This window comes from Empedobacter sp. R750 (genome assembly GCF_030324345.1).
GTDB lineage: Bacteria > Bacteroidota > Bacteroidia > Flavobacteriales > Weeksellaceae > Empedobacter > Empedobacter falsenii_C.
Map to the genome: position 1 here is coordinate 56,792 of NZ_JACAGF010000007.1, position 14,637 is coordinate 71,428.

General features: G+C 33.2%; 14 protein-coding genes. 3 read left to right on the top strand and 11 right to left on the bottom strand.

From position 1 onward, the window contains the following. Positions 1–7: 7 nt before the first annotated feature. The 7 genes from rplD to HXZ74_RS08860 all read right to left on the bottom strand — a co-directional run bounded on the left by rplD (position 8) and on the right by HXZ74_RS08860 (position 7,291). A complete protein-coding gene (rplD, locus tag HXZ74_RS08830) occupies positions 8–637 on the bottom strand; it encodes a 50S ribosomal protein L4 (RefSeq protein WP_038335460.1) in 630 nt (209 codons plus the stop codon). Further along, positions 628–1,257 (bottom strand): 50S ribosomal protein L3, encoded by a 630-nt coding sequence (gene rplC / locus HXZ74_RS08835; RefSeq protein ID WP_026357390.1) that lies wholly within the window; start codon positions 1,255–1,257, stop codon positions 628–630. Before rplC ends, rplD begins: the two co-directional genes overlap by 10 nt. A gap of 247 nt (positions 1,258–1,504) precedes the next feature. After that, positions 1,505–1,810, bottom strand: coding sequence for a 30S ribosomal protein S10 (gene rpsJ, locus HXZ74_RS08840; RefSeq protein ID WP_019974208.1), 306 nt, complete (start codon positions 1,808–1,810; stop codon positions 1,505–1,507). Between the two features lie 10 nt (positions 1,811–1,820). Further along, complete coding sequence (gene fusA / locus HXZ74_RS08845; RefSeq protein ID WP_180905902.1) at positions 1,821–3,944, bottom strand: elongation factor G; 2,124 nt, start codon at positions 3,942–3,944, stop codon at positions 1,821–1,823. Between the two features lie 6 nt (positions 3,945–3,950). Then, positions 3,951–4,427, bottom strand: a complete 477-nt coding sequence (rpsG, locus tag HXZ74_RS08850; protein ID WP_019974210.1) for a 30S ribosomal protein S7 — start codon at positions 4,425–4,427, stop codon at positions 3,951–3,953. Positions 4,428–4,439: 12 nt separating this feature from the next. Then, positions 4,440–4,823, bottom strand: a complete 384-nt coding sequence (rpsL, locus tag HXZ74_RS08855; RefSeq protein ID WP_019974211.1) for a 30S ribosomal protein S12 — start codon at positions 4,821–4,823, stop codon at positions 4,440–4,442. 239 nt (positions 4,824–5,062) lie between these two features. Beyond that, positions 5,063–7,291: a PAS domain-containing sensor histidine kinase gene (locus HXZ74_RS08860; protein WP_286474900.1), complete on the bottom strand. Its 2,229-nt coding sequence runs from the start codon at positions 7,289–7,291 to the stop codon at positions 5,063–5,065. 208 nt (positions 7,292–7,499) lie between these two features. On the opposite strand from HXZ74_RS08860, the gene HXZ74_RS08865 reads away from it, so the two are divergent. The 3 genes from HXZ74_RS08865 (at position 7,500) to HXZ74_RS08875 (ending at position 10,485) form a co-directional block, all read left to right on the top strand. Further along, positions 7,500–8,144, top strand: coding sequence for a DUF47 domain-containing protein (locus HXZ74_RS08865; protein WP_019974212.1), 645 nt, complete (start codon positions 7,500–7,502; stop codon positions 8,142–8,144). A gap of 22 nt (positions 8,145–8,166) precedes the next feature. Further along, on the top strand, positions 8,167–9,273 hold the full coding sequence (locus tag HXZ74_RS08870; protein WP_280051340.1) for an inorganic phosphate transporter: 1,107 nt from the start codon (positions 8,167–8,169) through the stop codon (positions 9,271–9,273). Between the two features lie 114 nt (positions 9,274–9,387). Next, positions 9,388–10,485, top strand: coding sequence for an inorganic phosphate transporter (locus HXZ74_RS08875; RefSeq protein ID WP_114999000.1), 1,098 nt, complete (start codon positions 9,388–9,390; stop codon positions 10,483–10,485). Positions 10,486–10,567: 82 nt separating this feature from the next. Here HXZ74_RS08875 and HXZ74_RS08880 read toward each other — a convergent pair whose 3' ends face one another. Genes HXZ74_RS08880 through HXZ74_RS08895 form a run of 4 tightly spaced genes read right to left on the bottom strand, consistent with a single transcriptional unit; the run spans position 10,568 to position 14,550 of the window. Further along, on the bottom strand, positions 10,568–12,283 hold the full coding sequence (locus tag HXZ74_RS08880; protein WP_286474902.1) for a phospho-sugar mutase: 1,716 nt from the start codon (positions 12,281–12,283) through the stop codon (positions 10,568–10,570). 9 nt (positions 12,284–12,292) lie between these two features. Next, entirely contained in the window at positions 12,293–12,997 is a 705-nt protein-coding gene (locus HXZ74_RS08885) for a GIN domain-containing protein (protein WP_280062043.1), read from the bottom strand. Between the two features lie 17 nt (positions 12,998–13,014). Beyond that, positions 13,015–13,977 (bottom strand): glycosyltransferase family 2 protein, encoded by a 963-nt coding sequence (locus HXZ74_RS08890; protein WP_038335424.1) that lies wholly within the window; start codon positions 13,975–13,977, stop codon positions 13,015–13,017. 3 nt (positions 13,978–13,980) lie between these two features. Beyond that, entirely contained in the window at positions 13,981–14,550 is a 570-nt protein-coding gene (locus tag HXZ74_RS08895; protein ID WP_280062044.1) for a DUF4199 domain-containing protein, read from the bottom strand. Between the last annotated feature and the right edge of the window lie 87 nt (positions 14,551–14,637).

Below are 14,637 nucleotides of genomic sequence, written 5' to 3' on the forward strand. Positions count from 1 at the left end.
CTTCGTCTTATTTTGTTAAATTTTCTTGAACTGTTGCTAAAGAACCTTCTAAAAATACGATTTGAGAAGCATTGATTAAATCAAATACATTTAATTCCTCAGTTGTAACAACTTTAACTTTTTGTAAGTTACGAGAAGATAAATATACATTGCTATTAGATTCACCTAATACGAATAATGATTTTGTGTTCTCTAATCCTAAATCAGTTAAAACAGTTTTGAACTCTTTAGTTCTTGGTGCTTCGAAAGAAAAGTTTTCAACAACTTTGATTTCATTCTCAGCTAATTTTTGTGATAAAACTGATTTTTTAGCTAATCTCTTTTGTGCTTTGTTTAATTTGAAAGAGTAGTTTCTTGGACGAGGTCCGAAAACTCTACCTCCTCCTCTAAACACTGGAGATTTGATAGAACCAGCACGAGCTGTACCTGTTCCTTTTTGCTTTTTGATTTTACGAGTTGATCCCGCAATCTCAGCTCTTTCTTTTGCTTTGTGCGTTCCTTGGCGTTGAGCTGCTAAATATTGTTTAACTTCTAAGTACACTGTGTGTGTAGAAGGCTCAATTCCGAAAACTGCCTCGTCTAAAGATACTGTTCTTCCAGTTTCTTGACCTTTGATGTTTAATACTACTACTTCCATCTTCTAACGATTACGTATGAATTTTTAGGACCTGGGATAGCACCTTTAACAATTAAAAGATTTTTCTCAGTATCCACTTTAAGTACTTTTAAGTTCTGAACAGTAACTTGTTTACCACCCATTCTTCCAGCCATACGCATTCCTTTGAATACACGAGATGGATCTGAACCAGCACCGATAGAACCTGGAGCTCTTAAACGGTTATGTTGACCGTGTGTAGCTTGACCTACCCCACCGAAACCATGACGTTTAACAACACCTTGGAAACCTTTTCCTTTTGAAGTACCTGTAACACTTACAAATTCTCCTTCGTTGAATAACTCAACGTTAACTTCTCCTCCTAATGTTAAAGAGTTTACGAATTCTTCTCCGTAAAACTCAACTAACTTTCTCTTTGGAGTAGTTCCTGCTTTTTTAAAGTGACCTTTTAAAGCATTAGTCGTGTTTTTTTCTTTTGCGTCATCGAAACCAAGTTGAGCAGCAACGTACCCATCTTTCTCTACGGTTCTGACTTGAGTAACCACACATGGCCCAGCCTCTACGATTGTCACAGGAATATTTTTCCCGTTCTCATCAAATAAGCTAGTCATCGCGATTTTTTTACCAATGATACCTGACATTTGATTAAAATATGTTAATAATTTGTTTAATATTTCAGAGAATGTGGACTTTCGACCACTAGAGATCTTCTCTAAAATCAGCATGCAAATGTATGAATTAATTTGTAAACAACAAACTTTCAATTGATTATTTTTCAAAAGTTTACAAACAGCGAAAAATATCAATCAAAGCATTCTTACAGTAATTCATAAAAAAACCCTGAGATGTGCACGTCTCAGGGTTTATATTTATTTAAAATACAGCTAACTATACTTTAATTTCTACTTCAACACCACTAGGTAATTCTAACTTCATTAAAGCATCAACTGTTTTAGATGAAGAAGAATAAATGTCTAATAATCTTTTGTGAGCTGATAATTGAAATTGCTCACGAGATTTTTTGTTAACGTGTGGAGATCTTAAAACTGTAAAGATTCTTTTGTGAGTTGGTAATGGAATTGGTCCATTAACAACAGCTCCTGTAGCTTTTACAGTTTTTACGATTTTTTCAGCTGATTTATCAACTAAAGAATAATCGTAAGATTTTAATTTTATTCTAATTTTTTGACTCATTTTTCTTGAATTAAGCGTTACCTTTTGCTTTAGCGATTACAGCTTCAGACACGTTTGTTGGTGCAGGAGCGTAGTGATCGAATTCCATTGTAGATGTAGCACGACCAGAAGATAATGTACGTAATGAAGTTACATATCCGAACATTTCTGCTAATGGAACCATAGCTTTAATAACTTTAGCGTTATTTCTATCATCCATTCCTGATACTTGACCACGACGACGGTTTAAGTCACCTACAATGTCACCCATGTTTTCTTCTGGAGTTAAAACCTCTAACTTCATGATAGGCTCTAAAATTTGAGCACCAGCAGCTTTTGCAGCAGCTTTGTAACCCATTTGAGCAGCTAACTCGAAAGATAATTGGTCAGAATCCACAGGGTGGAAAGATCCATCTTTTAAAGTAACTTTTAACGAATCCATTTCGAATCCTGCTAAAGGTCCATTCTTCATTGCAGCTTTGAAACCTTTCTCAATAGAAGGGATAAATTCTTTTGGAACGTTACCACCTTTAATTTCTGAAACGAATTCTAAACCTACTTTTCCTTCATCTGCTGGTCCCATTTCGAAAACGATATCAGCAAATTTACCACGACCACCTGATTGTTTTTTGTAAACCTCACGGTGATTAGCTGGACGAGAGAATGATTCTTTGTACTCTACTTGAGGCTCTCCTTGGTTAACCTCTACTTTAAATTCACGTTTTAAACGGTCAACGATGATATCTAAGTGTAACTCACCCATACCAGAAATAACTGTTTGACCAGAAGCCTCATCAGTTTTTACTTGGAATGTTGGATCTTCTTCAGCTAATTTAGCTAAAGCCATACCTAATTTATCAACGTCAGCTTTCGTTTTAGGCTCAACTGCGATACCAATTACTGGATCTGGGAAGTCCATAGACTCTAATACGATAGGTGCTTTTTCATCACATAAAGTATCTCCTGTTTTAATATCTTTGAAACCTACTGCAGCTCCAATATCACCTGCTTCGATTCTCTCGATAGGCTCTTGTTTGTTCGCGTGCATTTGGAAGATACGAGAAATACGTTCTTTGTTACCAGAACGAGTATTTAACACGTAAGATCCAGCGTCTAATCCACCTGAATAAGCACGGAAGAATGCTAAACGACCTACGAATGGGTCAGTAGCAATTTTAAATGCTAATGCTGCGAATGGCTCATCAACTGAAGGCTTTCTTGTGATAGGCTCGTCAGTTTTTGGGTCAGTTCCTGGGATCGCTTCTTTATCACTTGGTGATGGTAAGTAACGACATACAGCATCTAACATGAATTGTACACCTTTGTTTTTGAACGAAGATCCACAAGTCATTGGGATGATAGACATGTCTAATGTTGCAGCACGTAATGCAGCGTGAACTTCTTCTTCAGTAATAGAGTTTTCGTCCTCCATGTACTTCTCTAATAAGTTCTCATCATACGCAGCTACTTCTTCAATTAATTGACCACGGAATTGTCTTACATCATCAACCATATCAGCTGGGATTTCAACAACATCAAATGTAGAACCATGATTCTCATCATGCCATACAATTGCACGATTTTTAATTAAATCTACAACTCCTTTAAAGTCTGCTTCGTCACCGATTGGTAATACAATAGGAACAGCGTTTGATCCTAACATTTCACGTACTTGACGACATACATTTAAGAAGTCAGCTCCTTGACGGTCCATTTTGTTAACGAAACCTAAACGAGGAACTTTATAGTTATCTGCTAAACGCCAGTTTGTTTCAGACTGAGGTTCAACTCCATCTACTGCTGAGAATAAGAAAACTAAACCATCTAAAACACGTAAAGAACGGTTTACCTCTACTGTAAAGTCAACGTGACCAGGAGTGTCGATAATATTAAAGTGGTATCCTTTAGCGTCTGGTAATGGTTTACCTTGTTCTGTTGGGAATGTCCAATCTACTGTTACAGCTGCAGAAGTAATTGTAATACCTCTTTCAGCCTCTTGCTCCATCCAGTCAGTTGTAGCTGATCCTTCGTGAGTTTCTCCAATTTTGTGATTCTTACCTGAATAGAATAAGATACGCTCTGTCGTTGTAGTTTTTCCTGCATCGATGTGAGCAGCAATACCAATGTTTCTTGTGTATTTTAAATCTCTTGCCATCGTGTATTAGAATCTAAAGTGAGAGAATGCTTTGTTAGCTTCTGCCATTTTGTGAGTATCTTGACGTTTTTTAACGGCAGATCCTTCTTCTTTAGCAGCTGCAATAATTTCTCCAGCTAATTTTTGAGCCATCGATTTCTCGTTTCTGTTACGAGAATATTTGATTAACCATTTCATTGCTGTTGAAATTTTACGGTCTGGACGAATTTCCATTGGAATTTGGAATGTAGCTCCACCAACACGGCGAGAACGTACTTCTACGTGAGGCATTACATTAGATAATGCTTCTTTCCAAATGTCTAATGAAGTTTTTTCTGCATCTTCTTTACGAGAATCTACGATTTCTAACGCATCATAGAAAATTTTGAATGCTACAGATTTTTTTCCGTCGTACATTAAGTTGTTTACGAAACGAGTTACTAACTGATCATTAAATTTAGGATCTGGAAGTAAAGGTCTTTTTTTAGCTCTTGTCTTTCTCATCTTACCTTAAATTTATTTTTTAGCATCTTTAGGACGTTTCGCTCCATACTTACTTCTACGTTGAGTACGTCCGTTTACTCCCGCAGTATCTAACGCTCCACGTACAATGTGGTAACGCACACCTGGTAAATCTTTAACTCTACCTCCTCTAACCAATACTATCGAGTGCTCTTGAAGATTATGACCTTCACCACCGATGTACGCGTTAACTTCTTTCCCGTTTGTTAATCTAACACGAGCAACTTTACGCATTGCTGAGTTAGGTTTCTTAGGAGTTGTAGTGTAAACACGTGTACAAACACCGCGGCGTTGTGGACATGATTCCAATGCAGCCGATTTACTCTTCTTGGTTAGTTTTTTTCTACCTTTTCTAACTAATTGTTGAATTGTTGGCATACTAATTAAATTTCCTTTTAAATTTGGATTAAACCCATTTTTTGGGCATGCAAAACTACAAAATATTCTAGCAAAAAAAAATATTTAGACATTTATTTTGCATTGATTTATAAAATTTTATAATTCGCTAAGTATTTTTTTACAGTATTTTAATATGGAAGAAAGATTTCACCAAGAAAATCAATAATGGTAAAATCTTTTATTTGAAAAATGATAATAATCGTGAATAATTGAAAAAATTATTTGAGAATTGGTAACTCAAAACAGAAAGTAGAGCCTTTATGTAATTCTGATTTGACATAGATTTGACCATTACTTTTATTTATGATTTCAGCACAAATAAACAATCCCAATCCCAAACCATTAATTCCTTGTTCATATTCGCTACCTACTCTGAAATATTGATCAAAAACTTGGTGAATTTTATTTTGAGGAATTCCAAAACCGTTATCTTTTATTGAAACTTTTGCAGAACCATCAATCAACTCTAAATTTACTTCTACTTCTTTTGCATTTGGCGAATATTTCACTGCATTATTAATAAGATTACTCAAAACTTGCCCTATTCTATCTTTATCACCACGTATATATCCAGCACTTTCTTTAGTCAAAATAATTGTATGTGTTTTTGTAGACATTTGCTGCTCTTCTACAATTTCAGCAACCAAATCTTCCATCAAAAAAATAGAATCTTGTAAAACCATTCGTCCACTTTGGATTTTGGTAACATCTAACAAGTCTGAAATCAACTTATTCAGTTTATTGATTTGAGTTTCCATTTTCTTAACAACTTCAGCATTTTTTTCATCTCCCTGTTTCCGAAGATTTATTTCTACAGATTGTGCATACAATTTTAAACTTGTCAAAGGCGTTTTCAGTTCATGACTAGCTATTCCAATAAAATCGTCTTTTTGTTTCTGTAATTGTTTAAAATCATCAATATCTGTACAAGTACCAATCCAAAGTTCGGTTTCGTCATTATCATTACAAACTCTTTTTCCGCGTGCTAAATACCATTTGCTGATATTGGTAATTGGATTCACTAATTGATATTCTACCTCATAAGTAGAATTTTGATGAACTGCATCCATCCAACTATTTCTAACTTTATCAAGAAAATTCGGATGCATTAAACTCCAAAAGCTTTTGTCAGGATCGGTATCAACTCCTAAACCGAAAGCATCGTACCAATTTTTATTAAAATATGTTACAACACCATCTTTATCTGAAGTCCAAACAAATTGAGGCATAAAATCTGCTAAAATTTTGAATCGCTTTTCATTAGCTTCTAATTTATTTTTATATTCAATTTCATTGGTAACATCATAGCCTAATGTCAAAATATATTCTACCTTATCTTCTTCATCTTTGATTGGTTGCAAAATATAATTGATATATTTTGTATCACCATTTCTATCCGAAAACTGATGCCCTCTTTTTTCAATTTGCACACCTGTTTTATAAACTAATTGTAATTCTTTGTAAATAGGACGATCTTTTATATATGAAACCGTATCTTCTACAATAGAATCTATTTTGATATCGTGCCCCCAAATTTTATTCGATAATTTATTTGATAATCTATATCTAAAACTTTCTCCTTCTAAAACATTTATCGAAACGGGTACATGATCCAAAAAAGCTTTTAATAAATTCTCACTTTTTTTAAGTTTTTCTCGAGTTTCTATCGAATCTGTAATATCAATAGATGAAACTATAATAGCACTAACCTCACCATTATTATTCAATTTTGGACGAAGTAGCAAATGCAAAAACTTAGTATAAAGAACGTTATTATAAAAATAATCTACTTTAAATTCTTTTTCTTCTTGTTCTTTTTTCTCTTCAAATACACGGTGATATAATTGAATTACATTCTCAGTTTCCAATTCTGGCAAAACATCAAAAAATCTATTTCCGGAAATAGCGTTTCCTCTTCCCAAAAAGTCAATCATTTTTTGATTAGCCACTTCAATAATTGGATCAATTCCTGTAAGAACAATCGTAGACGTTAAAGAATTAGAAACGATATAATCAAAATTTGTAAGCGTATTCATCAATCGGTTCTCGTAATAATTTTGTTGAATAATCTCCATTACAACAACAGAAACACTTTCTACACAATTATTTTCTTGATTAATAACAGATGAAACAACAAACTCCAAAAAATTACATTTTTCTCTATCTCCATGTTTCACATTTACAACCTTTACTTCTTTCGAGACATCATTACAATCATAAGCTTTTGTAATCATTGTATAAATTTCATGAAACTGGTCATTTTCAAAAATTGATTTTGCATTGATCTCAATTTCATCATTTTGCAAGCCTAAAAAAATATTAAAATTTGAATTTGCATAAGATAATAACAATTCATCACCAAAAAATTGAGCGAAACCTATAGGACTTTGATCCACAAAACTTGTAGATAGAATATGAGATTTATATTGAGGACGTAGAGGTTTCATTCGATAATAATAGACTGTTATAAATTTACCTATTTTTAATTAATAAAACAATAAACATTAAATATTAATCATTTTATATCGAGTGAAAAAAAAACTTAATTTTAAGCAATTAAAATTGAAAAGATTATCAAGTTTATTTCGTGTAAACATTTATTTAACGTTAATTTTACATTAGAAAAATTAATTTTGCACTTCAAAACATTATTAAATGTCGGTAAACTCATTTTTTAAATTATTTACTCCAAAGGATAAAGTATTCTATCCTTTGTTCGAGGAGGCTTCAAAAAGTTTAATCAAATTAGCTGAATTGTTACACGAATGTGTAAACGCACCAGTTGAGGAACGCGAAGATTACATCGCTCAAATTTCTAAAATCGAAAGTAAAATTGAATATCTTACTCAAAAAACAAATTTAGAGTTAAGTAAAAACTTTATCACGCCTTTTGACAGAGAAGATATTTATCAATTAGTAAAATCTATCGATTATGTTGCAGATAATTTAAATGGTGCAGCGAATCGTATCAATATTTATCAAGTAGATAAAATTACAAAATCTATCCGCAAAATTACAGCTGTTAACTTAGAGGCTTGTCAATTAATCGGTGAAGGAATTGAGCAATTGAAAGATTTGAGAAATGTAAATCGTATTTACGAAATATGTGAACGAATCAATAAATTAGAAAATAAATCGGATCGTATTTTTGATAAAGCGGTTCAAGAAATTTTCGAGAACGAAACTGATGCCAAAAACATCATCAAATACAAGGAAGTTTTATCTTCATTAGAATCTGCAACAGATAAGTGTAAAAGTGTTGCAAATGTATTGGAAGCAGTAGCGGTAAAACACTCATAACCACAACTTAATCTAAAAGATTATGACAGAATTTTTTTCAGCGTTTTCGAGCATGCTTACGTCAACGCCAGGAATCCTATTGATTACTATTATCGTCTTAGCTTTTGTTTTTGATTATATTAATGGTTTTCACGATGCTGCGAATTCTATCGCTACCATTGTCGCTACTAAGGTTTTAACACCTTTTCAGGCTGTACTTTGGGCAGCAGCATTCAACTTTGCAGCTTACTTTATTTCGGTCTATTGGATTGGAGAATTTAAGATTGGTAATACGATTGCAAAATCGGTTAACGAGCATTTTATTACACTAGAAGTAATATTAGCTGGAATTATCGCTGCCATTTCTTGGAACTTATTAACATGGAAGTTTGGTATTCCCTCTTCTTCTTCTCATACATTAATTGGTGGTTTTATTGGAGCAGCATTAGCTCACGCTGGTGGTTTTTCTGCCGGTGGAGAAGATGTAATTGTTTACAAAAAAGTAATTCCAATTGTTTGCTTTATCGTATTAGCGCCATTAATTGGTATGATTATCGCCTCGATATTAACCATCATCACGCTGCATATTTGTAAAAGAGCCAAACCTGCAAAAGCAGAATGGTGGTTCAAAAAATTACAATTAGTTTCTTCTGCCCTTTTCTCTTTAGGACACGGTATGAATGATGCGCAAAAGGTAATGGGTATTATTGGAGCTGCGGTTATCTTCTATCACATGAATGTCGATTTTGACCCAGCTTATGTACAAGCGGAAGATAAATTCCAATATTTCGTAGCGCATTGGATGTGGGTTCCTATTACATCGTTTGTTGTTATCGCATTAGGTACAATGGGTGGTGGATGGAAAATCATCAAAACAATGGGTTCTAAAATTACAAAAGTAACACCATTAGAAGGTGTAGTTGCTGAAACTTCAGGAGCAATGACGCTTTATATTTCTGAGCATTTCGGAATTCCAGTTTCTACAACGCATACAATTACAGGTTCTATTATTGGTGTAGGTTTAACGAAACGTGTATCTGCAGTTCGTTGGGGAGTAACAATTAGTTTACTTTGGGCTTGGGTTCTTACCATTCCAGTCTCAGCATTATTAGCTGCATTAATCTACTACATCGTAACATTATTTGTTTAAAAATAACAATCAATATCATTCATATTTAGGAGCTTTTATAAGCTCCTTTTTTATTTTTGAAATAATTTTCGAAATTGATAAATAATAAGTTTAATAAAGTTTTAAATTTGCGCCATGCAATTAACTGTATTATTTATCATTATCGGTTTAGCCATTTTATTTGATTTCTTAAATGGTTTTCACGATGCCGCAAACTCTATTGCAACCGTTGTTACTACAAAGGTTTTGACTCCTATTCAAGCTGTTATCTGGGCTGCATTCTTCAATTTTGTTGCTTTTTTCATTGCTAAATTTATCATTGGAGAATTCGGAGTTGCAGACACAATCGCTAAAATTATCAAAGAAGATGTTGTTGTCGCATTTGGCTCTAATCCATCTGTAGTTGTTATGGCGGCGCTTTCTGCAGCAATCACTTGGAATATTTTAACTTGGAAATTAGGAATCCCTTCCTCTTCATCTCACACATTGATTGGAGGATTAGCTGGAGGTGCATTAGCTGCAACAGGTTATGATTTTTCTGCGATTAACAGTACAATTATCTTAACGATTATTGCTTTCATTTTGGTCGCGCCAATTATTGGTTTGGTCGCTGGTAATGTTATTTACATCATCACGCTGAATCTTTGTCGAAATGCAAAACCACATAAAGCAGATGCTTGGTTCAAGAAATTGCAATTGGTTTCTTCTGCAATGTTGAGTATTGGTCATGGTTTGAATGATTCTCAAAAAGTAATGGGAGTGATCACGTTTGCTTTACTTGCCAATCAAACTGCGATTGTTAATACGGATATGAATGATTGGATTTTGAATGATGTTTTCAATTGGAAACATTGGTTCATCACAACAAGTAGTACTGATATTCACGATTGGGTTCCGATTATGTGTTTCTCGGCAATTGCTTTAGGAACTTTAGGTGGCGGAATGAAAATCTTAAAAACGATGGGAAATAAAATTACAAAAATTACTCCTATCGAAGGTTTCACAGCGCAAACAGCTTCAGCTATTACATTATTTTTTACAGAACATATCAAAATGCCAGTTTCTACAACTCACGTGATCACGGGATCCATTATTGGTGTTGGAATGGTAAAAAGAGTTTCTGCCGTTCGTTGGGGTGTTACAATTAGTTTATTATGGGCTTGGATTTTGACAATTCCAGTTTCTGCACTTATTGCAACAGGATTTTATTATCTATTTTCAATGTTTTTCTAACATTAAAATTTAATCATATATAAAAATGGCTGTCAATTTTGACAGCCATTTTCTATTTATTATACTATTTATTCTTGAATAATTATTTGCTAAAATCTTCTTTCAACAAATCGATTTTCGCTAACAATTCTTTTTGAACAGCTGGATAATCTTCTTTGTTAGAAAGTGGAGCATTTACAGAGAAATAATATTTAATCTTTGGTTCTGTTCCAGAAGGTCGACAAGCTACTTTACTTCCATCCTCTGTATAGAAAATCAATACATTTGACTTAGGTATTTCAATCGCTTTTTCTTCTCCAGAAATTAAATCTTTGTCGATAGAAGATTGAAAATCTTTCACACGAATAACTTTAGATCCTGCTAATTCTTTTGGAGGATTTGATCTAAATTCCACCATCATTTTAGCTATTAACTCTGCACCTTCTTTTCCAGGTTTTACAATACTAATTAAATCTTCTTGATATGCTTTTCCTATTTCAAGATAGATTTCCATTAATTTATTGTACAATGAACTTCCGTTTGCTTTTTGTACAGCAGCAATTTCAGAAACCAATAAAGCTGTTGTAACAGAATCTTTATCGCGGATAAAATCTCCAACCATAAATCCGAATGATTCTTCTCCTCCTCCAACAAAACTTTCTTTGCCTTCGAATTTGCGAATCATATCAGCAATCCATTTGAAACCTGTTAATCCAACTTTACAATCCACATTAAATTTCGCAGCAATATCATAGAAAATATCAGACGTCACGATTGTCGATCCGATAAATTCTTTTCCAACTAATTTACCTGCTTCTTGCCATTTTTCTAATAAATAATAAGCCAAAACAGTGTTCATTTGGTTACCATTCAATAGAACAATTTTGCCTTCGTTGTTACGCGTTGCAACACCCACACGATCCGCATCAGGATCAGTTCCAATCACAACATCAGCACCAATTTCATTCGCTAAAGCAACAGCCATAGTCAACGCTTCTGGTTCTTCTGGATTTGGCGATTTTACTGTTGGAAAATCTCCACTTGGAATTGCTTGTTCAGCAACTTGATAAACTTGTGTAAAACCAGCTTTTTCAAAAGCTTTTGGCGTAATTGCAACTGCAGTTCCGTGAATAGAAGTGAAAACAATTTTTATATCTTCTTTACCTTCTTGCGTAAAACTTCCATTCGCTACACAAGCATCAATAAAAGCTTCATCAATTTCTTTTCCGATATATGTCAACAATGCATCGTTTCCTTGAAATTTGATTTCTTCAACTTTTACATTATTTACTTCGTTGATAATTTCTCCATCTTGCGGTGGAACAATTTGCGCTCCATCATTCCAATAAACTTTGTAACCATTATAAATTGGAGGATTATGAGAAGCTGTCAACACAATTCCAGAATCACAACCTAAATGACGAACTGTAAAAGACAATTCTGGCGTTGGACGAAAAGATTCGAACAAATAAACATTAATTCCATTCGCAGTCAAAACATCTGCAACCATTTTTGCAAACGTATCCGAATTGTGGCGAACATCGTACGCAATCGCAACTTTTTTCTCTTTATTCGGAAATTGTTGATTTATATAATTTGCTAAACCTTGTGTTGCTGCACCAAGTGTATATTTGTTTAAACGATTTGTTCCAACTCCCATTATACCACGCATTCCTCCTGTTCCAAACTCAAGGTTTTTATAAAAAGAATCGTCTAATTCGGTTGGATTATTATCAATTAAATCTTGAACAGCCTTTCTTGTTTCCGCATCATAAGCGTCAGAAAGCCATAATTTAGCATTATCTAAACTTGAAGTCATTCTTATTTTTTATTTTTTTAGTACTTGGGCACGGTCAGCAATTTTTGTGTCCTTATTTGGATCGCCCATAAAATTAACGATTGAATTTCCTTTTGCAGAACCATAAAGCGTTTGGCGCGCATTGATATCTAACAAAGCATTATCATCAGTTGTGAAATTAGCTTCGTTGACTTCGTATTTGAACAAATTCAATTGTGCTTCGCCATAAGCTTTCACTTTCATAGTTCCAGCAGTTCCTTCTAACATAATATTTGATTGATCATCTGCTTTCAAATCAAAGTTGTTTGTAATCAAAAAAGTTTGATTAATTCTCGCTTGATCTTTCGCATTCATTGTCAATTCATCCACATTCAATGTTCCAGAAGTTGTCAAAGAAGTTTGTTTATTCACATCGATTTTTTCTAAATCACGCGTCACATAAACATACAAATCATAGGCACTATAATGGTCTACATTTGATTTTTCTTTGATTGTAACCGCATTATTTTTTGCTTCAACTTCTAAATTGTCAATAATATTTTGATGCGATTCTACTTTAACTCCAGATTTATTTCCCGGAACCAAAATAACATTACAGTTACACGAAACGCTCAAATCTTTAATATTGTCAGCAGTATATTCTTTTTGAGCCGTTGCAGCGCCTTCCCCATCTATTGATGATGAACACGAAGTTACAACTAAACCTAAAAATCCTAATAAAATTATTTTCTTCATAGTAGTTGGTTATTTGATTAGTTTAAATTCAATTCTTTTTGAACTAAATACAATTGTTTTTCACGATTATTACGAACAATTAACTCGCCCAAAAATCCCGCCAAAAATAATTGCGTTCCCAAAATCATAAAAACTAACGAGATATAAAAATAAGGACTATCTGTAATTAATCTGGCTGATGTATGCGAAATATAAACTTTATACAATTTCTCGATTCCTAAATAAAATGAAGCGAAAAATCCTAAAATAAACATCAATGTTCCCAATAAACCGAAAATATGCATTGGTTTATTCCCAAATCTTGATGCAAAGAAAAGTGTAATCAAGTCTAAGAAACCATTTACAAAACGATTTGCTCCAAATTTTGACACACCATATTTACGCGCTTGATGTTTTACTTTTTTCTCTATAATTCTCGAATATCCAGCGTTTTTCGCTAAAACAGGAATATAGCGGTGCATATCTCCATACAATTCGATATTTTGCGTTACCTCCCAACGATAAGCTTTCAAACCACAATTAAAATCGTGCAATTTTACACCAGACGTTTTACGTGCAACACCATTGAATAATTTCGAAGGAAGATTTTTTGTCAATTTATTATCTTGACGATTTTCTTTCCAACCCGAAACAATATCTGCTTTTTGGTTTTTCAGCATTTTGTATAACGACGGAATTTCCTCAGGAAAATCTTGCAAATCTGCATCCATAGTAATCACAACATCACCTTTCACTTCTTTGAAAGCTGCGCTAAGTGCTGGAGATTTACCATAATTTTTACGGAATTTAATTCCTTTCACTTCTGTATTGAAGTTGGCAATATATTCGATAATTTGCCACGAATCATCTGTACTTCCGTCATCAACGAAAATAACTTCGAATGTAAAATCATTCTGTTCACAGACTTTTTTGATTCTGTAGAATAATTCCTCTAAGGAATCTTGTTCGTTCAATAAAGGAACAACAACTGAAATATCCATATGTTAAAAAACACGTTTTTTTAAGAATTGTGAAAACATCGCTGCAATTGCGATGTAGAAAGATAAGAAAATTGAGAATAATCCGAAGAAGTTTTTCACAGTAAATAAATTAAGTGTTTTATAATCATCCGAATTTCTGAATGTTTCGATGTCTTTTGCGACTTTTGGATCAGACATATTAGACGTAAAAGTATCTAACAATCCTTGTTTCAAACTATCTTGTGCCCATTCTCCATAAGTATTGAAGAATACAAAAATAACAATCAAACTCATGATTCCGGCGAAGAAAATTGTGTAGAAACCAACTTTAAAACCTTCTTTGAAAGTCATTAATTCTTCTGAAGTTTGATGATTTTTTGCTTTATTTTTCGATAAATTGAAAATTGTCAAGAAACAATATAATGCATATAAAGGTAATACAATAAAACAGCAAATCATAAAGCTGTAAGTGTAATAATCTTTTACAGAAACTGTTCCGTTTAACGAAAAATAAAAGTAAAGTGCGAAAAACAATGCTAATGTAATTGCTGCAAGCACCAAAGAGTTTTTGAAAATTTTATTAAAACTAACCATTCTGCAAAGATAATTATATCCTTTATTCTATAATACATTATTTTATATGATTTAAAAAGGAATTTGTATTGATAAAAAATTTATTTT

Bases quoted from the DNA above. Each gene is read 5' to 3' on its own strand.
- rplD (WP_038335460.1), bottom strand. From the start codon at position 637: ATGGAAGTAGTAGTATTAAACATCAAAGGTCAAGAAACTGGAAGAACA.
- rplC (WP_026357390.1), bottom strand. From the start codon at position 1,257: ATGTCAGGTATCATTGGTAAAAAAATCGCGATGACTAGCTTATTTGAT.
- rpsJ (WP_019974208.1), bottom strand. From the start codon at position 1,810: ATGAGTCAAAAAATTAGAATAAAATTAAAATCTTACGATTATTCTTTA.
- fusA (WP_180905902.1), bottom strand. From the start codon at position 3,944: ATGGCAAGAGATTTAAAATACACAAGAAACATTGGTATTGCTGCTCAC.
- rpsG (WP_019974210.1), bottom strand. From the start codon at position 4,427: ATGAGAAAGACAAGAGCTAAAAAAAGACCTTTACTTCCAGATCCTAAA.
- rpsL (WP_019974211.1), bottom strand. From the start codon at position 4,823: ATGCCAACAATTCAACAATTAGTTAGAAAAGGTAGAAAAAAACTAACC.
- HXZ74_RS08860 (WP_286474900.1), bottom strand. From the start codon at position 7,291: ATGAAACCTCTACGTCCTCAATATAAATCTCATATTCTATCTACAAGT.
- HXZ74_RS08865 (WP_019974212.1), top strand. From the start codon at position 7,500: ATGTCGGTAAACTCATTTTTTAAATTATTTACTCCAAAGGATAAAGTA.
- HXZ74_RS08870 (WP_280051340.1), top strand. From the start codon at position 8,167: ATGACAGAATTTTTTTCAGCGTTTTCGAGCATGCTTACGTCAACGCCA.
- HXZ74_RS08875 (WP_114999000.1), top strand. From the start codon at position 9,388: ATGCAATTAACTGTATTATTTATCATTATCGGTTTAGCCATTTTATTT.
- HXZ74_RS08880 (WP_286474902.1), bottom strand. From the start codon at position 12,283: ATGACTTCAAGTTTAGATAATGCTAAATTATGGCTTTCTGACGCTTAT.
- HXZ74_RS08885 (WP_280062043.1), bottom strand. From the start codon at position 12,997: ATGAAGAAAATAATTTTATTAGGATTTTTAGGTTTAGTTGTAACTTCG.
- HXZ74_RS08890 (WP_038335424.1), bottom strand. From the start codon at position 13,977: ATGGATATTTCAGTTGTTGTTCCTTTATTGAACGAACAAGATTCCTTA.
- HXZ74_RS08895 (WP_280062044.1), bottom strand. From the start codon at position 14,550: ATGGTTAGTTTTAATAAAATTTTCAAAAACTCTTTGGTGCTTGCAGCA.